A 22472-nucleotide genomic window follows, 5' to 3' on the forward strand; every position below is an offset into this window, starting at 1 on the left:
TCATACTATTTCTCATAGATGAATTTCCGTATAATGGAAGAGTGAAAAAGGTGGTGCAAAGCTTTTGAAAATAGTACGAACACTTTTACTAATACTAGGCATTTTTATTATTTTATTTTGTATTTTTGGCTATATCGATTATAACGGTCAAAAAATGGAACTAGGAGCCAAACAAGAAAAACACATTCCTTCTTCCATTAACACTGACGGGGGAACTATTACGCTATCTGCTGTCAGTAAAAAATACGATAAAACGCAGTTTGGCTTTTTTGTTATCCAAAACAATTCGACGCATACCTTAACAATTCCTTATGAAAATACGGCGGATCACTTAAAAGACGGAAAGTGGTACGAAGTTGTGCTAAACGGATTAGAGTTCCCTGATAAAACCATCACGCTGAAGCCAGGGAAATCATTCAAACTAGATATCGCAACTCCTAACTACAAGGTAGGAAAATACCGTTTTGTGCAGCACTTTAGAGATGAAAACGGAAAAGAGCATGTGTTAGCGGCTCCTTTTGAAATCGTTTGGCCGAGTCTTAAGAACGTTCTCGGGCAGTTTGATTAAAGGTAAAAAAGCACTTACCCGCTATGAGGTAAGTGCTTTTTATCAGTTCTGATTTAAAACGCGAAGCGTAACTTGCTTTGTTCCAACTTTTACCGTCTCTCCGTTTTTAATAGTTTCTTTCACACTGAGACTGTGCAGCAAAAGATTTTCTTGAAGTAGCGTTTCAAACTTCGCGACGGCTTCCTTCACTTCTTCGTCTCCGCTAAGCTCTAAATTAATACGTAAATTCACGGGTAAATCCAGCTTTTTACGATAATCTTGAACCGCTCGAATTACTTCACGAGCGACTCCTTCCTGCACGAGTTCTTCCGTTAACGCCGTATCCAACACCGCAGTATACATGCCGTTTGATGCCACTGCAAAACCTTCTTTTGGCACTTTTTCAACAAGTACGTCTTCCGTTTCAAGCGTTAGGTTCTCTCCTGAAGCAAGCGTAACACTTAGCTTGCCTTGTTCAACAAACTCTTTCCCTTTCTCTTCTGAAAGGTTTTTCAGCGCTTGGTTGACCTCATTCACTTGTTTTCCAAACTTTGGTCCAGCCTGTTTAAAATCCAGTTTTAATACGTATGAAACCAGTTTGTCGTCGTCTTGCTCCACGTTAAAGTTCTTTACATTAAGCTCATCTTTGATGACATCACGATATGCTTTCCACTCTACATCTTCTTCCGTTACCACAAGTGAAAGACTCTGCAAAGGCTGCTTTACTTTTAACGAATGCGTATTTCGGATGCTTCGGCCTAGTTCCACTACTTGAAGCACCGCTGCCATTTCTTTTTCCAGCTTTTCGTTCACTTTCGTTTGATCACATGCAGGATAGTCTGCTAAATGAACGCTTTTCCCTGTTAGATTTTCATGAACATCATCCGCAACAAACGGCGTAAACGGTGCTAATAGTTGACTTAATGTCACTAGTACTTCATGAAGCGTATCGTAAGCTGCTGCTTTTTCGCCGTCCATTCCTTCTGACCAAAAACGATCGCGGGAACGTCGCACATACCAGTTGCTTAGCTCTTCAATGAATACAGCGATTTCACGAGCCGCGCTTGTAAATCCGTAATCTTCAAGATGTACTGTTGCGCGCTTGACCGTGCTGTGCAAACGTGAAAGAATCCATTCATCCAATTTTGTTTTTTTTAATTCATACGTTTGCTCCGGATCATAGCCGTCAAGCTTAGCGTACAGCACGTAAAAGCCGTACACGTTCACAAGTGTATCAATGACTTTTGACTTCGCTTCTTGCACGACACGCTCTGAAAATTTCTTCGGATTCCAAGGTGCACTGTCTGCTAAAAGCGCCCATCTAAGCGCATCAGCACCAAATGTATGAATAAGATCAACAGGGTCTAGCGCATTTCCTTTACTTTTAGACATCTTTTGACCGTTTTCATCTAAGACGTGACCAAGAGACAAAACGCGCTTATACGGTGCTTTTCCTGTAAAGAGCGTTGAAACTGCCATCAAGCTGTAAAACCAGCCGCGCGTTTGATCAATTCCTTCTGCGATAACGTCTGCTGGAAACTGCTTTTGAAACAGTTCGCTGTTTTCAAACGGATAGTGATACTGTGCAAACGGCATCGACCCGCTGTCAAACCAAACGTCAATCACTTCCGGCGTTCGCTTCATTTCTCCGCTGCAGACCGGACACGTTAGCTGCACGTCATCTACATACGGCTTATGAAGTTCAATGCTGTCATCCACGGAATGAGACGCATGTTTCTGAAGTTCTTTGATGCTTTTTGGAGCTACTTGATGCTGACATTCTCCGCATTCCCATACGTTCAGCGGCGTTCCCCAGTAGCGCTTTCTGCTGATGTTCCAGTCCACCATATTTTCCAAAAAGTTGCCAAAGCGACCGTGCTTGATATGATCCGGGTACCACTTCACGCTTTCATTATTTTTCAAAAATTTTTCTTTTAACGCCGTCGTTTGGATAAACCAGCTTTCATTTGCGTAATAAAGAAGCGGCGAGTCACATCTCCAGCAAAACGGATAGCTGTGCTCATGCTTTTCTTTATGATACAGCACGTCTTGATTCGCTAAATAACGTACGATATCAACGTCGCAGTCTTTCACGAAACGTCCTTGAAACGGCGGCACTTCAGATGTGTACTGGCCTTTTTCATCCACAACATTCACAAATGAAAAGCCGTTTTCTTTTACAACTCTGTAATCATCTTCCCCGTAAGCAGGTGCTAAATGAACAACGCCCGTTCCGCTTTGGTCCGTTACATAATCAGCCGTTACCACTTCATGCCCTTTTTCCACTTTCACAAAATTAAACGGCGGCTCATACGACATTCCTTTTAACTCATTTCCTTTATGATGAGATAAAACGCTATATTCTCCTTTTAACACTTTGTCTGCGAGCGCTTCTGCCACTATATACACGCTGTCGCCTTGCTCGGCGCGAACGTAGCTCATCTCTTCATGCACCGCAAGCGCCACGTTTGATGGAAGCGTCCAAGGCGTTGTCGTCCAGCCCAAAAAATACTCATTATCGCGGTTTTTCATTTTAAATTTGACCGTTACCGTTAAATCTTTTACATCTTTATACCCTTGCGCCACTTCATGCGAACTCAGCGACGTTTGACAGCTCGGGCAGTAAGGTGATACGCGGTGGCCTTTATAAAGAAGTCCTTTATCATGAATCGTGCCAAGCACGTTCCATACACTTTCAATGTATGAATTCTCCAAGGTGATGTAAGGGTCTTCCATATCAACCCAATAGCCAAGCTGCTCTGTGAACGTGCGCCACTGCTTTTCATACACAAACACACTTTCCTTACACTTGTTGATAAAAGCTTCTACCCCGTATTTTTCAATATCATGCTTTCCTGAAATTCCGAGCTGCTTTTCAACACCGAGCTCAACCGGAAGTCCGTGCGTATCCCAGCCTGCTTTTCTGATTACTTGATGCCCTGTCATCGTCTTATAACGAGCCACCACGTCTTTAATCGTCCGGCCTAGCGCGTGCCCAACGTGAGGCAAACCGTTTGCTGTTGGAGGCCCTTCATAAAATACAAACGAAGGATACCCTTCTCGATTTTGAACCGACTGCTGAAACACATTTCCTTTTTGCCACTGCTGCTGGATACGCTGTTCGCGCTCTTGCGAAGACTCCCTTACATTCACTTCTTTCATGTGATACCACTCCTTTTAAAGTTAAAAGCACACAAAGAAACCCGTCCCTATGACTAGGGACGGGTTTTAACCGCGGTACCACCCTGGCTTCTATTGATCCGTTCATCAATAGCACTCAGCAACGTACAATCATACGCGTTCTTTTTAACGGTAGACTACCGTTCAAACTTACTTACAGTTCAGTTTGACTTCTCAGAGAGGATATTCCCCTGCAGCTTGAACACCGGCTTTCAGCTATCACCAGCTCTCTGTGGAACAAACTTGCAGGGTACTGATTCTCTTCAACGAATTTGTGTGCTTTTATTAGTAGCTATTGTATGCGGTTTGGAAGGGAATGTCAATGTTTTGAAATACTTATTGAGATCAAAAGGTTTAGATCTAGGTTATTTTGTTTCTGCACTTAACATTTGATCGATTTTATTACGCGCTGTTATCCCGTTCTTATCTTTCCATTCAGAAGTTCCACTGCTTCTTCGCTGTGTAATAAATATGGCTGCGGCTAAGACGGTACAGAAAACCTGGTCTTGTACAAATACATATCACGCATCTTTGCTTTCTAATACACGACTCGCATAAACATCGCGACGTTTACAATATAAATTATAAGACACTTTTTATAATCAAGGAAAAGTTAATATAAAAAGTAAAAATTTTTACTTATAAATTATTTTTCTTCTCTTTCCAGCGTAAAAGAATATCCTCATCTGTTTTTTGTCTTGAAGGATCCTCAGAAAAGCAAAAACTTATTGTAGTGTCATCCTTTAGTTTCTCAAATAATTCTGGTCTGAATATTGCTGCTTTTTGATTATTCTCAGGACTCCTTTGTCCTGATGTACCATCTTTTTTGGTTCCATTTCTTTTTACACCAATACAATAAATGCCCTTAGAAGAATCCGTATCCGTTTTATTCAAGTACTCTGTTATAGAACTCTTTAAATCTATCTCTTTATCAACTATTAATTGGTTTGGAATAAAAGTGGAGAACTGCTGTGTAAATTGTTGAATAACATCTCCCAAGTTTTCTTTATATTCAATTCCAAAAAATTTTCTAAATGATTTCATATCAGAGATATGTATCTTATACAAGTCTGCATAGGTACAAAAATTTTCGTTCCTCCCCCTCTTTTTAATAAACTCAAGCTTTACAATTGCATACTTACTGTCTTTCTTTTCGCGTTCTGAATAAACTTTCACTAGAACAATATATTCTTGCTTTTTGTACTGAAATAGAAAAACGTCTACAGCCCAATTTCGTTTTTTTAATTCATCTTTTATAATTTTCAAATTTTCTAAAGGTGCCTTTTGTTTATTCAAAATATTCCTCCTATCCCTTTTCTTAATTTCCGAAAAATATTTTTTATAATTATAAAAAAGAATTTTACAGAGTATATCAAAAAAATGGAATTTTATGAAGTCTAAACTTATTTTAAGATAAGTAAAAAGTTAAGACAAAACTAAAAGACATAAGCCTCTCCTAATACTAAACTCACATCCTATAAGCTTCCTGAAGAACTGATAGAAGAAATATTCATACCAACTCAACACATAAAATAAACATATACAGAATAATACCTCTGATAAAATTCGAAAGGAGAAATCACCTTTGACAAAATATAGAATTATGACCTTTGATGGAGGCGGTACTTTAGGTGCTTTAAGTTTACAGCTTTTGAATAGATTGACTTATCAAAACCTGAAGTTAATTAGTGAAACCGATGTTTTTTCAGGAAATTCAATTGGTTCATTTACTGCTCTTTCACTAGCAAGCGGAAGATCACCAGAGGAGACATTTCAGTTTTTCAAAGATCAAATCTTACCAGCGTTCAGCGTTTCCCGACCGGGCGGACCTGTCTTTAACCAGCAACTACCCTATTCTGGTTTTATTAAAGCCATACGAACATTTTTCCCCCGAGACCTTCGCCTTAAAGACTTAAAGAAACGAATTGTTGTGCCTGCCTTTCACTTGTTTGCACCAGAGCTGAATCGTTGGAATCCTGTGTTATTTCACAACTTTCCAGGTTCTCCTTATCTTAATGAAAAAGCGAGTGACGTAATCCTCCGGAGCAGCGGTGCTCCCGCGACGCAAAGAGCTTATCAAAACTACGTGGATGGGTATACGGTAGCAACTAATACCAGTACAGCTAGTATCGCGTTTGCAGTAGGGAAAGCAAAACAGCCGTTGGATCAAATTGCCGTATTATCCATCGGAACAGGTGAGCAGCCAACTCAATTAAGAAGAGATACAAAAGGATGGGGAATGGTGAGCGCCGATAACATACGACCTGAAGACATGGAAGACCTTCCGCCAAATTGGGGAGTACTTTTAGACCGGTCTCCAAATGAGCCATTGCTGCCGTTTCTTCAGATTATCTCTGGTGGATCAAGCTACTATGAATCGATGGTCAGCTCTGAGCTTTTAGGCGATCAGTTTTTCCGGTTAAATCCGCGGATTCCTAATTTCTCTAAAACGGATCCTTCAGTAGTGCCCGCTCTTATTTCAATTGCTAATAAAACTAATTTACGACCTGCGTTTCATTTTATCGAGAAAAACTGGAATTAATATGACCGTACTTTAGATTAATTTTTTGTTTCTATATGGAAGTATTTAAAATTTTATATAACAAGATCTCCACGCTGGCAGCGTAGAGATCACCCTAACCTCAATCACACCACCCAACCACAACAACCGCTAGCTCCAAAAAGGAACTACCGGTTGTTCATAATCTCTCAGAAACCGTTCACTCTTCCACTGGCTTCTGCTCATCTGTTAACGTATCAATTTTAGTAATTTGAAGTTTGTCTTTGCCAGCAGCTTTCACATGATAAATTCGTTCTTTTTTAAACTGCGTGCTCGCGTCATATGAGTCGGTGAACGTGTATACTTCGCTTGTATAAATGTCATAGGTTCCGTCGTTATGTGATTCTGTTTTTGTCACGAGAAACTGATCGTTAGCAAACGATACGTTTTTTCCGGCAAGTGATGTGATATAGGTTTTTAGCTGGTTATACACTGGCTGATCCGAGTCAATATAGGGCGCCATCCCACTAAAGTCTCCGCTGTTTAAGCTTGAAAAGTAAGCAGCTTTATAAGAAATAAAAAAGTTTTCAAGATCCGTTTTGCTTACAGCATCTGGCTTAGGCTGTTCATTTTTTAACGACTGCGTGCTGGCCGTAGCTTTTATGTTTGAGCTTGTTTCTACCGTTTGATTATCACGATTCACATATACAATTGTCAGTAATAATGCAAGGGCGATAGCGCCTCCTATTAAAATAGGAAAAGTGCGTCGTGATGATTGCTGCTTTTTGAGCACGGGAAAGTCTGCGTAGGATGGCAGCGTAACAGGTTCTATATCTACCTTTAACCGAGCTAGTGGCTTTAGCATCTCCGTGCTTTTTATACTGTTAAGCGGCTGAAGTGCTAAAAATTCTTCGTAGGTAACAATAAATTCGTTTACTGCTATTCCTTTATACATACCGTAAATTCGATTCCACAGTTCTCGACACCGAGTATCCTTTATATCTTCACTTAGTTCGTTAAAAAATGGTCGTGATTTTTTAATAAAAGCCGCTAACCACGTTTGATGAACGTCGACTTTGTGGACTGCATTTAGGTCGTTAAGTGATTGCTTTAACTTGGCGTGTTCATTTGCATCGTTTTGGCTAATGACTTCCATACTGCGTTGCGTTTCTTTCAGCACAGTAGAAAGACTCTTACTCATTTTTTCTTGCAGGGCATCAAACTGGCTGCGGATATCAGGCCAGTGAAGTTCGAGTAATTGTTTTTGTGCATTCGTGGCTTTTCGAATGCTTTCATTTAGCTCATGCTGCTTTGTGCGAAAGGCGGTTGCTTTTTGTTTGGTCACTACTTTATTTTTGCTTAGCTGCTTCCACTCTTGCTTTAAGCTCTTGTCTTCTTCGAGTACTGTGGCGGTCGCTTGTTTTACATGTTCATGCTTTTTTTGAAAGTCAACGAACGCCGACAAATACGTATTCCAGCTTTCCTTGATTCTTTTTAATGATGACGTGTTAGCGTGTTTTTCTGTTAGTTGAAAAAAGTCGTTTCTAAACGCTACCATATCAGCTTCAGAAATGAGTTCTTTTCCGAAAAGCTCTGTAACACTTCTATGTATACTTGTTAACTGTTGGAGCTGTTTCATATTGCTTTGACGCTTGTTTATGTACTCCGGATAATCGTTTGAAAGAAACGTCACCATTGTATATTCAATGTTGCTCATATTATACTCTGTCCGTTCTTTTTCTAGTTCGTCATACACTTTCTGCAGCTGACGTTCTACTATGGAGAGAAATTTTTCTTTATCCATCCCGTCTACTTCTTCTTTTAGCATGTTTAAAGATTCCGTTTCTCCAATAAGAAATGTTTTTTCTTTATATAGCTGTATCCACCTTTCTAGTAAATGTGCTGCTGATTCATTCCAGTGGCTTGTATTCATCGTTTGCTTCACCTGTTGTTTTTATTTTTATCCTTTTTTAACTATACAGGAATTGAGCAGAAATTCTATTACAGTTTTATTACTCTTGAAAAATCAGGTTCAAGCTTTCTAGAGCCGCTTCTAACGTTTGTTTGTCTCCTTGGTCGTCACTGTGTGCCACAAGCACTACGGTTGTAAACACTGCTTTCCATTTTGCCAGCCTATGCGTTTCTTCATCTACTTCTCCGTATTCTTGAAAAAAACGTGCTCTTCCTTTAGGAGGTAAAAAGCTGTAGGCAATCGCTAGGTCAACTGCCGAATGACCAATATGAACGTCTCCCCAGTCAATAATGCCTGAAACCATATTGTTTTGATCAACAATCATGTTTTTAATATGAAGATCTCCGTGAACTAGTACATGTTTTTCTTGATAGTGAATTTCTTGTATGTCATTTACATAGTCTTCGAGAATTTCTTGTTTTGAATAAAGACTACGCTCTTTCATTTGCTTGACATATTTCTCTAGCGCCGGCTTTCGTTTCATCATATCAAGCCGATTTAACTCATCAAACGGCACGCCGAGCTCTTGGGCTTTTAAATGAGGATAGTGATGTAGCGTACGAAGAAATCTTGCTAGTACAGAAGCGGATTGTATGCGCTCTTCTTCTGTTAATCTTGCAGGCGGAGTTCCTTGCACGTAGTGATAGCCCGTAAACGGCCAAGGATATCCTGCATTCGGCTTACCGAAAAAAATAGGCTCTGCAATCGATAGAGGCAATTGAGAAGCAAGGCTTGGTAAAAGCTGATTTTCTGTTCTTAATAGTCCTACTGCGAGTTCTCTTCTTGGAAACCGGAACACAAAGCGGTCGTTCACTTGATAGACCGTATTGTCAAAGCCGTAGCCAAGCAGCGAAATTGTAGCGGGCGCAAGTTCTGGAAACTGCGTCTCGATTAGCGTTTTGGCAAACGGTGCTGATACAATTTGTTCTGCATCCCATGCGTTTGGCACTGTGATCACCTTTCTTTAACGTGAAGTTTGTATGTTATGTAAAAGTATATTATAAATGATTTTGACCATAAAAACCCTCTGACGCAAAGCCAGAGGGTTTCAGTGAATATATAAATAAGATAGGATGCCTTAGAACGGCACACTACGCCTCTAAGTTAGTAGCCTACGGTACGTTTACTACTTAATACGTACACCAAAATACCTCATCGACTGTTTCTTCAACATGCTCCATCTTAATAAAGTTCAATAAAAGATCCGTTTGGTCATTTCCTGTATACTCATCTTGGTCAACATTATAAAATTGAATAATCTCGAGCTTGTACATACCGTTTTTAATATCAATTCTATACTTGGAGCAGTTTTTATCAGGCACTAACTGATCTTCAAACTGGGCGGCCATCGTAAGGCAGTCATAATCTACGAGATAAAGCTGATGATTGGTTACATTTATATAACCTGTTGCTTTCCTAAAGTATGTATCTATATCCGACTCTGTTCCAATCTTCACTTCTACGTTCCAAGAGTGTTCAATTCCTTCTTCTGTCATTTGACATACTAGGATATTTCTCTTTTTCATTTCACTGCCGAAGTGATTCAGAAGCTGGTCTAGCTTCCAATCCTCATCTACAAATGATTGGTACTCTTTTACATTTGCCACTCCGATAAAATTGGTATCGCCAAAATCCATAGAAAATTTCACTTTATCTCCTCCAAACTTTTGAGTAATTTTTATGATCCATTAACATATATCCGCAAACTTCTTACAAGCCTTCTCTAACTCTTCTTTTTTAGCAAGCTGACAAACCCACTCTTTAGGGATACCATCCAGCTGATAATACACCCCTGCTAGAGTACCCGTAATAAAGCCAATTGTATCGGTGTCTTCTCCTAAATTCACAGCGGTAAGTACAGCTTCTTCGTAGTCATCGCTTTGCAGAAAAGACCAAAGAGATGCTTCTAGCGAGCTGACGACGTATCCGGTTAACCCGATTTCATTTCTCGCTGCGTGCGGCAAGCTTAGGTTTAACACTCGTTCATACACAGAAAACTCTGCTTCATACTCCGTACCTGTTAACTGCTTTTGACAGAGATTTACCGCGTTTTCATATGCTTCAAAAGGCTCGTTGCCGTCAAGAAGACGAATAAGCAGCTCCACGTATATAATGCAGCCAAGCGTAGAGCGCACATGGCGGTGCGTGACGTGCGCAATTCTTTCTATTTCTTCTTTTCTTTTTGTAAAGCTAGGTTCATCACATAGTGTAAACGCAAGCGGAGCAATACGCATAAGCGCTCCGTTTCCGTTGTCGTATTCACCTTTTCCTCCCCACTCTCCTTTAGGAAGTCCGCTTTTATAGCGGCGAATCGCTTCGCTTGTAGCGATGCCTATATCAAACATTTCTCCGTACGGCGTCCAGTAGCCATTCGCCCAATAGCTCTCAAACTTTTGCATTAAATCATATTCATCTTGTTTTTCTAGTAGATTATCAATCAAGCACATCGTTAAAGACGTATCATCTGACCACGTTCCTTCAGGCTGGTTATACGTACCGTAGCCAGTCATAGCCGTAATTCGAAATGAATCGCGCTTTTTAAACTCAACTGGACCGCCTAAAGCGTCTCCGACAGCTCCTCCTAGAATTGTAGAAAGTACTTTTTTATGTAACGTCATGTGATCAGCTCCTTTCTATTATTGTAATTGTTTGATTTTGGAATTTGCAAGAGATCTCTTGCCTAGACGTTTTTTCTTCTTTTTACAAAGGAATTTACAAGCCTTAATCTAATTTAGTAAGAGGTAAAAAAACATGTGAGGTGTGGTAGATGATTCATTTTTTTGAATATAATTGGCAAGTGAGAGATGAATGGTTTAGCTGGTGTTATCAACTTTCTAGAGAAGAACTGTTGAAGAAGCGGATTGGAGGAATGGGCAGCATTTTACAAACTCTGTTTCATATTATTGATGTGGAAGACAGCTGGATACGCGCCATCCAAGGTAAACCAGATATCGTTCTTTCTTTTGAAGAACACGATACGCTCGAAAAGCTTCAAGCACTCTCTTCTGCACATAGACCCGAAATTGCCGACTTTCTAAGTCATTTGAATTTTCCCAACAAAAGGTACGTAACAGTCCCTTGGGATTCTACTTCTTACACGGAAGCTGACATTGTGCATCACATTATCATTCATGAAATCCATCACATCGGCCAGCTTTCTATTTGGGCAAGAGAAGTGAATAAACAGCCTATTTCTTCTCACTATGTAGGAAGAAACATAAAAGACATTCCTTCGTACTTCTCTAAAAACAATTGATCAACAAGAACAAACGTTCTATATTAAATATATGGAGGTGAAAACGACGAGACCTGAACTTATAAAAGACTTACCTATCAAAGACTTTACCGATTTTTACTGGCTCAAAACCGAGCTGCAGCAATTTTGCCGAGAAAACAACATGAGCCCGTCTGGATCTAAAATGGAACTTTCAAAAAGAATTGAAGTGTTTTTAACAACCGGTGAGACTCAACAATCAAAAACACCGTCTAAAAGACGCTCGTCCTCTAAAACGAAAGCGCCGCTAACATTAGATACCGTCATTGGAGAAAATCACCGCTGCAGTCAAGAAGTACGGGCTTTTTTTAAAGAAGCCATTTATCCTACGTTTCATTTTTCCACGTATATTCAAAACTACTTTAAAGAAAATGTAGGGAAAACCTATCGAGATGTGGTAAAAGCGTGGCATGAAGAAGAAAAACGTAAAAAGCAGCCTTCTTATCAAAAAGAGATTGCGCCTCAGTTTGAGTACAACCGCTTTATTCGCGATTTTTTTAACGATCCGAAAAACAAAGGAAAAAGCCGCGATGATGAAATTGCGGCGTGGAAGCATTTGAAACTTCAGCCTGGAAGCAATCAATACCGCTCTTAAATCAAACTCTACATAAATAAAGACCATTAAAACACCACCTCAAGAAAAGGTGGTGTTTGTGCACGCCTGTAGATTTCTTCACATACGCATGTGCTGTTTATTGCGGCGTAAAATCTTTAGCTATAAACAGACTCTTTTTTAATTAAACCAAGCGTCTGTGAAGTGGACGCATGAATTTCGTTAAAAAAGTCTGGATGATCAACTAACGACATGCCATAGGAAGGAATCATTTCTTTTATTTTTGGCTCCCACTTGTTCATGTTTTCTGGGAAGCATTTTTCCAATACTTCTAGCATAACGTGAACCGCCGTTGATGCACCAGGAGAAGCGCCAAGAAGTGCAGCAACAGAACCATCAGCGGCACTTACAACTTCTGTACCAAACTGAAGCGTTCCTTTCCCACCGGCTTCCGTGTCTTTGATTACCTGCACACGCTGGCCTGCTACAACGATATCCCAGTCTTCGCTTTTCGCGTTCGGGATAAACTCACGCAGTTCTTCTACACGTTTTTCATTTGATAACAGCACTTGCTGAATTAAATATTTTGTTAACGCCATTTCTTTGACGCCTGCTGCTAGCATGGTTAAAATATTATTCGGCTTTACAGAACTGATTAAATCCAAGTTTGAGCCTGTTTTTAAGAACTTTGGTGAAAAGCCGGCAAATGGACCAAACAACAGCGTCTTTTTATTATCAATATAGCGTGTATCAAGGTGCGGAACCGACATTGGCGGAGCTCCGACTTTGGCTTTTCCGTATACTTTCCCGTGGTGCTGCGCAATCACTTCAGGGTTATTGCATACCATAAATAATCCGCTTACTGGGAATCCTCCAATATGCTTGGATTCAGGAATACCTGTTTTTTGAAGTAAAGGCAAGCTTCCGCCTCCACCACCGATAAAGATGAACTTTGCCGTGTGGTACTCAACTTTGCCGCTGTTTACATCGGCGACTTTTACTTCCCACATACCGTCACTTTTACGTTTAATATCTTTTACACTTCGTTTGTAATGAACGTGAACCCCTTTATTCTTCAGGTGGTCAAACAACATACGTGTTAAAGCACCGAAGTTTACGTCTGTTCCTGAATCAATTTTAGTTGCGGCAATTGGTTCATTTGACGTGCGCCCCTTCATGATTAACGGAATCCATTCTTTTAGTTTGTCAGGACTGTCGGAATACTCCATTCCTTGAAACAACGGATTGTTTGACAGCGCTTCAAAACGCTTTTTCAGAAACGATACATTTTTTTCCCCTTGTACCAAACTCATATGCGGAATTGGCATGATAAAATCTTGCGGATTGCGAATCAACTTGCTGCTTACCAGATAAGACCAAAACTGTCTTGATAGCTGAAACTGCTCGTTAATTCGGATCGCTTTTGTTATATCTATAGATCCATCAGCTTTTTCTGATGTATAGTTTAGTTCGCACAGCGCAGAATGGCCCGTCCCTGCATTATTCCATTCGTTCGAGCTTTCTTCCCCTGCGTCTGCGAGTTTTTCAAATACTTTAATGTCCCATTCAGGTGCTAACTCTTTGAGTAATGATCCCAAAGTTGCGCTCATGACTCCGGCACCAATTAAGATAACGTCTGTTTTTTTCTGTACGTTGCTCATTATAACCTTCCTCATCCCCTATATTTGTAAAAAGATGTAGGCGCTCCTGCTTACGTAGTAAAAAAATTCAGGTGCGACCTAAGAACACACCTTTTTCTGTCTCACTTATAACTATATCACAGTATAATTGTCTGATGATTATAAACTATTCAAAAATGATAAAAAAGTGAGAAAATCGCCCACAAATTCCAAAAAACTTATTAAATTACGTCTGCATTTTCTTTTATTAGTAAACTTTTATACCTACTTCTAAGTGGCAAAGCATTGATTAATAAAATAACAAACTATTCCAAAAATTCAGCTTAAAAACCAAAATAACTGCCTTGAAAATTTCACCTACTATAACTATACTCATTTGAAAGAACAAACAGCACTATAATTAGAAATGCCTTCATTCTTTTTGACTAGTTATACGTAGATGTATTCATATATGTATAGAGCACCGGCTCGTCCAGGTGCATTTTTAGAAAAATAAGTATATATTGTAATGACTAATTTTCAGCTCATATTGCAAGTTACAATATCTATGTCATATAACATACCATGAAATAAGTGAATAAGTAAATGATTATTCAGAAATTTATGTTATAAAACCTAACATGTATGTTGACTTTTACATAGGACATACTTAACAGTACTTTACACGATTCCATTCCTTTGGAAAGAAACTTGATTTGGCTATTTTTCTCTTTCCATCAATTTCGACTTTGGCTTCATAAACCCCGTTTTTATCAGTTTTTTTCTCGGTTCCAGGAATAATTTTTCCACCCATCATACTTTCATAATGATATCCAACCGCTTTTCCGCGCCTATTAATTTCCCCATGATAAATATGTTTCATCGTTCCTGTATTATATTTACCTTCACCCTTAACCACCGCATCCTGATCATTTATCCCCTCAACATTAGCCCTACTACCCGACTCTTCCACTTTCTCCAACGCTTTCGACTGGCCTTTTGAAACGGTTCATACACCTTTTTCGACCAGTTGCTTGCTGCTTGTGTGCTGACGACATTCCGCATGTCACTCAATGTTTTGGTTGCTTTATGTGCAGGTACACGTGGAACGTTTGTTACTTTTGGAACGGATTTTACGGCGCCTGCGGGTTTCGCTCCTCTAATTATACTTTTATTATCAAAATTTCCGGACTACTTCACTTGTTATTTCCATGCCACTAAAAGACCTTTTTACACAATTTTTTTGTTAAAACGCATTCATTCTTTCTATTTCCAAATATTTAAACATGCGCTAGTATATACATAATATAAAGAGGAGGTTGAGTATGAGAGAAAAGCTCGTAAGACTCGGTTATTTACTGGGGTTGGCTCTTGTTTTGTCCGGCATTTTATATTTCTTTGCATCGAACTGGCAAGGCTTTGACCGCTATACTAAAATTGCGCTGAGTGTGGGGCTGATGCTGCTGTTTTACGGAAGTGCATTTGCGGTGCGAAAGCTGCTTCCTCAGCAGGCGTTTTTAAGTCACTGGACGCTTTTGGCCGGCGCTCTTTCATTTGGATTAAGCATCGCGCTTCTTTCTCAAATTTACAACACGCACGCTGAATCGTACTGGCTGTTTTTAATTTGGCTTGTGCCGGTTATTTTGTTTAGCCTCTTTACAAAGTATCAGCCATTTTACGTGTTATCGTTTGTTTTATTTCAATTCACCATGGCTTTTTTTATTTCACCAACAGGTGCAGTTTCACAGCGAGGCGAACACGAGACGCTTTTACTTTACGCAGGAATGGCGTTTGTGAACTTACTCATCTTTTGGATCATAAAAAAGAAACAGCGATCGTCTCCTGTGATCATGTATGCGGCGTTTTGTTTGTTTCACTACATTTTTTTAACTGTTTCCCTGCCGGGTTTCACAGGCAGCTCTAGCTTACGGATCGGTCTTATTATTTTTTATTTGCTGTTCTTACTAAGCTCCTTTTTTTATTTTTCAAAAGTGGAGCCGCAAAGGCCATTTTTAGGGATTTCCATTGTGGCATTTGCTTTATTTGTTATTGAACAGTTTTTCGCTTTTATTTTTAAACACTACGCTGAATGGTCGCTGTTTTTAGCGTTAGGGTTCGTGATTTTGTTTATTGGTGCAAGCGTATGGTTTGTCAAATGGCTCACTGCCAACACGTCAGCACAAAAAACCTCGCTCCGCGTAATCAAACGAATAGCGGTGATTGGGATTACGGCCATTGCATCGGTAATTGGCAGCAGCTCTTTAGGAGGACTTGTCACACTTATTACAGGAACGTATCCAACAAACGGAATGCTTGTGATTGGCGTTTTGCTGATTGTGGCATGTTATTTAATTAAAGCAGATATTCCAACGGTAAAATATACGCTTTTAATGATGGGCGTATTAATTAGCGGCGGCGCTTCTTTTTTTGTGAACGACATTCTGTTTTTTATCTACGTCATCGCACTTATAGCGCTTTTAGTATTCACGAAGCATACGCCCGTTCGCATGCTGCTTTTTGTGCTAGTGCAAGGGCTTCTGTTAATAAAGGTTCCCACTGCTTACTATGACACTATCAAAATAGATTATGTGCTGCTCGCTTTGTTTCTATTAAATGCCGCTGTGTACGCGATAAACGTACACCACGCGTTTAAAAAAGCAGCGCTGCTTCTTGCTTTTATCTTTTTACTGTCGCTGACTGAATTAAGCGAACCGTCTTTTTTAAATATTATTTACTGCACGGTGTTTTTTGTAATTTCGACTGTCTTTTTATTTGTGACGGTACGAAAAGAGCCAAAATATGATTTTATTGTCGGCATGATTTTCTGGTTTGTTTTTTTAGCGATGAAATATTACGACTTTGTGTGGGATTTATTTAATAAATCACTTGTGCTCGTTATTTTAGGTCTGATCTTTCTTTTCCTAAGCAGAAAATGGGACCTGTCAACGCCTGATCAGCCGCAGCCGTCGTTTCTTGACCGCAGTCGAACCGCTGTATGGATCATCATTATTGTTCAGCTTATTATGCTGGGCGGCATTTTCACTAAAAACGAAGTGCTTCTTCAAAACGGAAAAGAAATTAAGCTCGCTTTACAGCCGATCGATCCGCGCTCGCTGCTGCAAGGCGATTATGTTGAGCTGAATTACGACATTGCGCACGTTACCTTACCTCATGTGAAAGACGGAGAAAAAGTGAAGCTCGTTCTTCGCCCTAACAAACAAGGTGTGTATGAATACGCAAAAATCTACCAAGAGGATGATGACTGGAATAAGCCGTATGTTTCTAAAAAGAAAGACGTTGTGATTACGGGCAGCTATCACGACTGGGGAATTCAGTACGGAATTGAGCATTACTTTATTCCAGAAGGAACCGGCAGCAAAGTGGAAAGCGAAGCTCGTTTTGCTACTGTACGCGTTGGAAAAAATGGAGATGCGATCGTTACCAAAGTAGGCAAATAAAAAAAACAGCCGCTTCAACATTGAAGCGGCTGTTTTTTGTTTTAATTGATAAATACGCCGATGGTCATCGTTAAAATAAGAATCACAAAGAAAATAATGATTCCATAGCCAATCCATTTTATTCTTTTGGGCGCTCCGTTTACATTCATATCCGTTATTTTTCCTTCAATACGCTTTTGATGTTCAGTAACATCATTTATTCATTGTTAGGCGAAGTGATATTATCCTTCTTTTCCATTTAATCGTTTTCTTTTTTCTAACAGCTCTTCATATCTTTTTTCAAGCTGCTGCTTTTCTTTTCCTTCTGGCGTGATAGAAAGCTCGCTAATCACTTTTGTTAATTCTAATTGAAACGCAAGTTTCTCCGCTTCACTTTGCTGCTGTGACGCTTTTTTGCTTTTACCCGTGTCTTCAATCGTCGCAAGCTCCGCTTTGGACTGTTTTAACGTCAAAACATGCGTCGCAAGCTTTTTAACAAAATAGCGGTCGTGCGTCACAAATAAAATCGTCCCTGGATAAGCTTTTAACACTTCTTGAAGCGCTTCTTTTGTATGAAGATCAAGATAGTTGGTCGGTTCATCTAAAAGAAGAACGTTATAGTTTCCTAAAAAGACTTTTGCTAATGCCGTTTTGACTCGTTCTCCTCCGCTTAGCATCTCTACTTTTTTATACACGTCTTCACGTTTAAAAAGTAAGCGCGATAGCACCGTACGAATAAACTGCTCGGTGTACGGACTGTCTTCTTTAATGTTTTCTAAAATGCTTTTAGCGGGATCTAGATTTTCAAGACGCTGATGGAAAAAGCCGAGTTTTACAGGCTTCGCAACCGTGATGCCTTCTGCTCGCTGCTCAATCATATTCAGCAGCGTAGATTTTCCGGCGCCGTTTTTGCCGACAATCGCTACTTTCGCTCCTGGCTTCACACCGCCTTTTAGATTTTGAAACAACATATGATTACCAGCTGATGCTGATACTTTGTCAAAGCTCAGTACCTGCTTGCTGTGTACTTGGTGAAACTGCGACAGGTCAAAATGAATTTCTTCCATTTCTTTTGGCTTTTCTTTTTTTTCCAGCTTTTCAATTCTTGTTTCAATCGCTTTTGCGCTTCTATCTAGCTTCGCTTTTTGTTTTCCGACCGCTCGCTTATGAAGTCTCGCTTCAGAGTTGCCCATGCGGCTCGGCGCTTTTTTAAGCGACTTTGATTTTTGGCTTTTTTCTTCAGACGCCAGTTCGAGCCGCTGCTTTTCTTTTACATACTGTTCATATTCAAACTGCTGTCTTTCAACCGCATGTTTTTTTTGCGTCACATATTCTTGATAATTGCCTTCATAACAGTTAATTTTGCCGTCTTCTACTTCCCATATGGACGTACAAAGGCGGTTTAATAATTCTCGATCATGTGAAATCAACAGCAGACTGCCTGTAAAAGACTTCATTTCTTCTTCAAATTTTTCTACGCCTTTTACATCTAAGTGGCTCGTTGGCTCATCAGCTGCAAGCAGTTCCGCGCCGGATGAAAGAGCAGCAGCAATTTTCTTTCTTGTTTCTTCTCCTCCGCTAAGAAAGTCGGCTTCAGTTGGCACGTTCCACTGGCTTTTCATCTCAGGAGAAACGTCTCCTGTAGCTTGAACATCAAGCTGAGGAATCAGTGAGGAACGGCCATATGTTTGCACAATTCCTTGATCTGGACTCATTTTTTTCATTAAAATATGAAGCAACGTCGATTTGCCTTCTCCGTTTTTCCCCACAATTCCAATTCGCTCTCCGCGATGTACTTGAAGTTTCTCTGCTTGAAAAAGCAGGCGATCTCCATAGCTTTTTTCAATATTTATAGCTTCTAACAATAACATAAAAAAACCTCCCTAGGATTTCTAGAGAGGATTAGAGGTCATAATTAGGCATACGCAAATATGCACCCTTTTTATAGAGTAAAAAAAGGGAGAAATCACTTCATATAAGACATATAGAAATGGCACCTAAAAATGTACAGACTAATCCTATCTAGACAAATGTTCATTTAAAATAAAGTTTTAAAAGAATGTCTAAAAAAATAGGATTACTTATCCATTGTCTACGGTACCTTTCCTTTCTTAGTATAAAATGACTTGCTTCTTACAGTGTATGATGAAGTTTTTTAAATGTCAATATCGATTTGGATGATATTACCTTCTTTTCCTAAGCACAAAAGATCCTCAGCTGATCTCAGCTGAGGATTCTTTTATTACACGTATTGGTTCACTTTCCCTGTAAAATCAGGCAGCCACTCGCCGTGCGCTTCAATTAAATCATCGCACATACGAATGATGTCATCCATAGATAATTCCGCATTTGTATGAGGATCTAGCATCGCTGCTTGATAGATGTGCTCTCTTTTCCTAGTGACTGCTGCTTCAATTGTTAGCAATTGCGTATTAATATTCGTACGATTTAACGCCGCAAGCTGCTCAGGTAAGTCTCCTACATAAGTCGGCATAATGCCGCTTCGGTCTACAACACATGGAACTTCTACGCACGCTTTTGTCGGCAGGTTACTAATTAAGCCCCCGGTATTCAATACGTTACCGGCAAATTTAAACGGCACGTTTGTCTCCATTGCTTCAATGATTCTAGATCCGTACTCATGTGAACGTGTATGAGTTAACTGACTGTTGTTAACCATTTCTTCTCTCATTGATTCCCAATTGCTAATTTGCTCTTCGCATCGGCGCGGGTATTCATCAAGAGGGATGTTAAACTGATCAACAAGATTTGGATATTTATGTTTAATAAAGTATGGATGATACTCTGCGTTATGCTCAGACGATTCGGTAATATAATAACCGAACTTATCCATTAGCTCAAAACGCACCATATCGTGATGCTTTGTTCTTTGTTTTTCTTTTGCTAGACGTTTGATTTCTGGGTATAAGTCTTGTCCATCTCTTTTTACTTCTAGCAGCCATGCCATATGGTTAATGCCTGCGATTTTCTCTTGTATTCCTTCATGATCCATTCCGAGAGAATCAAATAAATCTTTTGTACATACTTGGACACTGTGACAAAGGCCTACCGTCTTTACATTGGTATAGCGCAGCATTGCACCCGTTAGTGTTGCCATTGGATTGGTGTAATTTAAAAACAGCGCATCTGGACATACTTCTTCAATATCTTTTGCAAAATCAAACAGGACCGGAATCGTGCGCAGTGATCTGAAGATTCCTCCAATCCCTACTGTATCTCCAATCGTCTGACGCAAGCCGTATTTTTTAGGAATTTCAAAATCAATGACGGTGCTTGGTTTGTAACCGCCTACTTGAATGGCATTAATCACATACTTTGCTCCTGTTAAAGCTTCTCTGCGGTTCAAATAGGCTTTAACCGTAATATTCACTTTATAGTTTTCTTTTAGATTATTTAGCATATTTTCCGAATCTCTTAAACGCTCAGCATCTATATCGTATAGCGCAAATTCAAAGCCAGCTAAAGCAGGCACAAACATGCAGTCTCCTAAAATATTTTTTGCAAAAACTGTACTTCCCGCTCCGATAAATGTGATTTTAGACATCGTCATCTTCCTTCCTCGTATTGGTTTTATCCTTTTACAGATCCTGATGAAAGCCCTGCAATAAAGTATTTTTGCAGCACTAAAAATAAAATGGTCATTGGAAGCATTGCAATAATCGCAGCTGCTCCTACTAAGCTAAGATTATTTTGATTTTCGGCAAAAAAGCTTGCTAACGTAACGGTTAATGTATGCATTTCCTTATCTTGAAGGAAGAAAATTGCAAACTGATAGTCGTTCCAAATATAGACGCTGGCAATAATTAAAATGGATGCAGTAACAGGCTTTAGCAGCGGAAATACGATTTTAAAGAAAATCGTTAACGTGCCGGCACCGTCAATTCTTGCTGCTTCCTCGAGCTCTTTAGAAATAGTGGAGCGAATGAAACCCGCATACAAAAAGATTGTTAGCGGCAAAAATGCTGCGACATTATTTAAAATAGCAATTTGGTATGTGTTCATCATCCCCATATTTACAACCATTTTGTACAGTGGAACTAATGCTGTTAGAGGCGGTATTACCATCACGGCGATAAAGATAAAATAGACGTACTTATTTAGTTTCGTTTGGCGGCGCGCTAGAGGATACGCAGCCATTGATCCTAAAAAAATAAGCAGAACCGCCGAAACGAACGTAATGATAAACGTATTCATAAAAGAACTGCCTAAATTCGCTTGCTCCCAAGCCGCTGTGAAATTTTCAAGGTGTATGCTTTTTGGAAATACCCATTTGGAACTAAAATCCCCGGTTGCTTTTAAAGAAGTCGTAACTAGAATATAAAAAGGGACAATATGAACGAGCGTTATACAAAGCGCTAGAAAGGTAAAAAATCGTTTTTTCCGTTTATTTGTATAGTCCATCACGCTTCTGTCTCCTTTCGTTTAAAGTACACAAGTGCTGATAAGCTAATGACTAAGATAATAAGCGCCATGCACACACCTTGAGTTGCTGCATAGCCGGCGTCTTGTCTTCTAAAATATAAGTCATACATAAAAGTAGACATCGACTGCGATGCATCTCCAGGTCCTCCTCCTGTCAGCGCAACAATGACGTCAAACAGTTTTAAACCCCCGATAATATTTAAAACGACGTTAATTGTAATCGAAGGCATAAGCAGTGGAAGCGTGATGTTTTTAAACTGCTGAAGAGCAGATGCTCCGTCAAGCTGCGCTGCTTCGTAGTAATCTTTTGAAATACTTTGCAGCCCTGCTAAATAAATAATCATCGCAATTCCAACGAATTGATACGTATTGACGAACACGATAATCCAAGAGTTAAGCTCCGGAGTTCCTAAAGCATTAATCTTCTCAAAGCCTAAAAATACAAGAAGGTCATTTAAAGCGCCTCCTTGGTAGGCAAAAAAGAAGTACCAGATATACCCCATAATAATTGGGCTGATAATAACTGGAAGATAGACAATTGTTCTTGTTACAGCTTTCATTTTAATGCTTTGATTCAGAAGCAAAGCGTATAACAAGCCAATAATATTTTGAAAAATAGTACTGCCTATTCCGTAGAGCAGCGTATTTTTTATCACAAGCCAAGTCGTTGGATCTGCAAGCAAACGTTTATACTGCTGGAGCCCAATCCAATCGTACGTTTGTGAAAATCCATTCCAATTAGTAAAGGAAAGTCTAATTCCGTTAATAAAAGGATAGATAATAAAAACGGTGATAATTACTAAGCCGGGAAGGTACATCCACCATAAAGAGGACTCTGTTTTTAATTTTTTCTTTCGTTTTTTCGTATCTCTTACTACAGAAACCGGCCCTTTCCTGACTAATTCATTCATCGTGTTCACTCCTATTTCAGCTTGTGTTGAAAAGAT

17 protein-coding genes and 1 other annotated feature are annotated in these 22472 nt (G+C 39.6%); of the genes, 5 read left to right on the forward strand and 12 right to left on the reverse strand.

The window, feature by feature from the left end; translation table 11 throughout:
- The first annotated feature begins 64 nt into the window (after positions 1–64).
- Complete coding sequence (locus tag OK414_RS14340; protein ID WP_216876086.1) at positions 65–568, forward strand: immunoglobulin-like domain-containing protein; 504 nt, start codon at positions 65–67, stop codon at positions 566–568.
- 42 nt (positions 569–610) lie between these two features.
- Here OK414_RS14340 and ileS read toward each other — a convergent pair whose 3' ends face one another.
- Together ileS and OK414_RS14350 are read right to left on the reverse strand one after the other, a co-directional pair.
- Positions 611–3709, reverse strand: a complete 3099-nt coding sequence (gene ileS / locus OK414_RS14345; protein WP_263045882.1) for an isoleucine--tRNA ligase — start codon at positions 3707–3709, stop codon at positions 611–613.
- A 52-nt stretch (positions 3710–3761) separates the two neighbouring features.
- Positions 3762–4003, reverse strand: a binding site (T-box leader).
- Between the two features lie 363 nt (positions 4004–4366).
- Positions 4367–5023, reverse strand: a complete 657-nt coding sequence (locus OK414_RS14350; protein ID WP_263045883.1) for a DUF6037 family protein — start codon at positions 5021–5023, stop codon at positions 4367–4369.
- A gap of 289 nt (positions 5024–5312) precedes the next feature.
- Between OK414_RS14350 and OK414_RS14355 the strand changes: the two genes are divergently transcribed.
- The gene (locus OK414_RS14355; RefSeq protein WP_226701319.1) at positions 5313–6269 is read left to right on the forward strand and encodes a patatin-like phospholipase family protein; all 957 of its coding nucleotides are present in this window, start codon (positions 5313–5315) and stop codon (positions 6267–6269) included.
- Between the two features lie 178 nt (positions 6270–6447).
- On the opposite strand, the gene OK414_RS14360 is transcribed toward OK414_RS14355, so the two are convergent.
- The 4 genes from OK414_RS14360 to OK414_RS14375 form a co-directional block, all read right to left on the reverse strand.
- Positions 6448–8160 (reverse strand): TcaA NTF2-like domain-containing protein, encoded by a 1713-nt coding sequence (locus OK414_RS14360; protein WP_263045884.1) that lies wholly within the window; start codon positions 8158–8160, stop codon positions 6448–6450.
- Positions 8161–8239: 79 nt separating this feature from the next.
- Positions 8240–9148 carry a phosphotransferase gene (locus tag OK414_RS14365; protein WP_263045885.1) on the reverse strand — a complete coding sequence of 303 codons (909 nt, stop codon included), beginning with the start codon at positions 9146–9148 and terminating at the stop codon, positions 8240–8242.
- Between the two features lie 181 nt (positions 9149–9329).
- On the reverse strand, positions 9330–9836 hold the full coding sequence (locus tag OK414_RS14370; RefSeq protein ID WP_317620597.1) for a hypothetical protein: 507 nt from the start codon (positions 9834–9836) through the stop codon (positions 9330–9332).
- Between the two features lie 51 nt (positions 9837–9887).
- A complete protein-coding gene (locus OK414_RS14375) occupies positions 9888–10817 on the reverse strand; it encodes an ADP-ribosylglycohydrolase family protein (RefSeq protein ID WP_263045887.1) in 930 nt (309 codons plus the stop codon).
- A gap of 149 nt (positions 10818–10966) precedes the next feature.
- On the opposite strand from OK414_RS14375, the gene OK414_RS14380 reads away from it, so the two are divergent.
- Complete coding sequence (locus OK414_RS14380) at positions 10967–11455, forward strand: DinB family protein (RefSeq protein ID WP_263045888.1); 489 nt, start codon at positions 10967–10969, stop codon at positions 11453–11455.
- Positions 11456–11492: 37 nt separating this feature from the next.
- A complete protein-coding gene (locus OK414_RS14385) occupies positions 11493–12068 on the forward strand; it encodes an SAP domain-containing protein (RefSeq protein ID WP_263045889.1) in 576 nt (191 codons plus the stop codon).
- Positions 12069–12184: 116 nt separating this feature from the next.
- Here OK414_RS14385 and OK414_RS14390 read toward each other — a convergent pair whose 3' ends face one another.
- Together OK414_RS14390 and OK414_RS14395 are read right to left on the reverse strand one after the other, a co-directional pair.
- On the reverse strand, positions 12185–13687 hold the full coding sequence (locus tag OK414_RS14390; RefSeq protein WP_034651283.1) for a malate:quinone oxidoreductase: 1503 nt from the start codon (positions 13685–13687) through the stop codon (positions 12185–12187).
- A 628-nt stretch (positions 13688–14315) separates the two neighbouring features.
- A complete protein-coding gene (locus OK414_RS14395; RefSeq protein WP_234943432.1) occupies positions 14316–14618 on the reverse strand; it encodes an EndoU domain-containing protein in 303 nt (100 codons plus the stop codon).
- A 352-nt stretch (positions 14619–14970) separates the two neighbouring features.
- On the opposite strand from OK414_RS14395, the gene OK414_RS14400 reads away from it, so the two are divergent.
- A complete protein-coding gene (locus OK414_RS14400; protein WP_095380329.1) occupies positions 14971–17103 on the forward strand; it encodes a GDYXXLXY domain-containing protein in 2133 nt (710 codons plus the stop codon).
- 221 nt (positions 17104–17324) lie between these two features.
- Here the strand turns inward: OK414_RS14400 and abc-f are convergent, their stop codons facing one another.
- The 4 genes from abc-f to OK414_RS14420 form a co-directional block, all read right to left on the reverse strand.
- A complete protein-coding gene (abc-f, locus tag OK414_RS14405) occupies positions 17325–18953 on the reverse strand; it encodes a ribosomal protection-like ABC-F family protein (RefSeq protein WP_263045890.1) in 1629 nt (542 codons plus the stop codon).
- A 371-nt stretch (positions 18954–19324) separates the two neighbouring features.
- Complete coding sequence (locus tag OK414_RS14410; RefSeq protein ID WP_014459694.1) at positions 19325–20647, reverse strand: alpha-glucosidase/alpha-galactosidase; 1323 nt, start codon at positions 20645–20647, stop codon at positions 19325–19327.
- A 26-nt stretch (positions 20648–20673) separates the two neighbouring features.
- Positions 20674–21504, reverse strand: a complete 831-nt coding sequence (locus OK414_RS14415) for a carbohydrate ABC transporter permease (RefSeq protein ID WP_034651257.1) — start codon at positions 21502–21504, stop codon at positions 20674–20676.
- Positions 21504–22436 (reverse strand): carbohydrate ABC transporter permease, encoded by a 933-nt coding sequence (locus OK414_RS14420; protein WP_128820500.1) that lies wholly within the window; start codon positions 22434–22436, stop codon positions 21504–21506. The genes OK414_RS14415 and OK414_RS14420 overlap by 1 nt, the downstream gene beginning before the upstream one ends.
- Positions 22437–22472 lie beyond the last annotated feature (36 nt).

Origin of the sequence: Priestia sp. JV24, assembly GCF_025910025.1 — a bacterium.
In the GTDB taxonomy this organism is placed as follows: domain Bacteria; phylum Bacillota; class Bacilli; order Bacillales; family Bacillaceae_H; genus Priestia; species Priestia megaterium.

Coding starts and splice junctions, on each gene's coding strand:
- ileS (WP_263045882.1), bottom strand. CDS start 3,709: ATGAAAGAAGTGAATGTAAGGGAGTCTTCGCAAGAGCGCGAACAGCGT.
- OK414_RS14360 (WP_263045884.1), bottom strand. CDS start 8,160: ATGAATACAAGCCACTGGAATGAATCAGCAGCACATTTACTAGAAAGG.
- OK414_RS14370 (WP_317620597.1), bottom strand. CDS start 9,836: ATGGATTTTGGCGATACCAATTTTATCGGAGTGGCAAATGTAAAAGAG.
- OK414_RS14375 (WP_263045887.1), bottom strand. CDS start 10,817: ATGACGTTACATAAAAAAGTACTTTCTACAATTCTAGGAGGAGCTGTC.
- OK414_RS14380 (WP_263045888.1), top strand. CDS start 10,967: ATGATTCATTTTTTTGAATATAATTGGCAAGTGAGAGATGAATGGTTT.
- OK414_RS14390 (WP_034651283.1), bottom strand. CDS start 13,687: ATGAGCAACGTACAGAAAAAAACAGACGTTATCTTAATTGGTGCCGGA.
- OK414_RS14400 (WP_095380329.1), top strand. CDS start 14,971: ATGAGAGAAAAGCTCGTAAGACTCGGTTATTTACTGGGGTTGGCTCTT.
- abc-f (WP_263045890.1), bottom strand. CDS start 18,953: ATGTTATTGTTAGAAGCTATAAATATTGAAAAAAGCTATGGAGATCGC.
- OK414_RS14410 (WP_014459694.1), bottom strand. CDS start 20,647: ATGTCTAAAATCACATTTATCGGAGCGGGAAGTACAGTTTTTGCAAAA.
- OK414_RS14415 (WP_034651257.1), bottom strand. CDS start 21,504: ATGGACTATACAAATAAACGGAAAAAACGATTTTTTACCTTTCTAGCG.
- OK414_RS14420 (WP_128820500.1), bottom strand. CDS start 22,436: ATGAATGAATTAGTCAGGAAAGGGCCGGTTTCTGTAGTAAGAGATACG.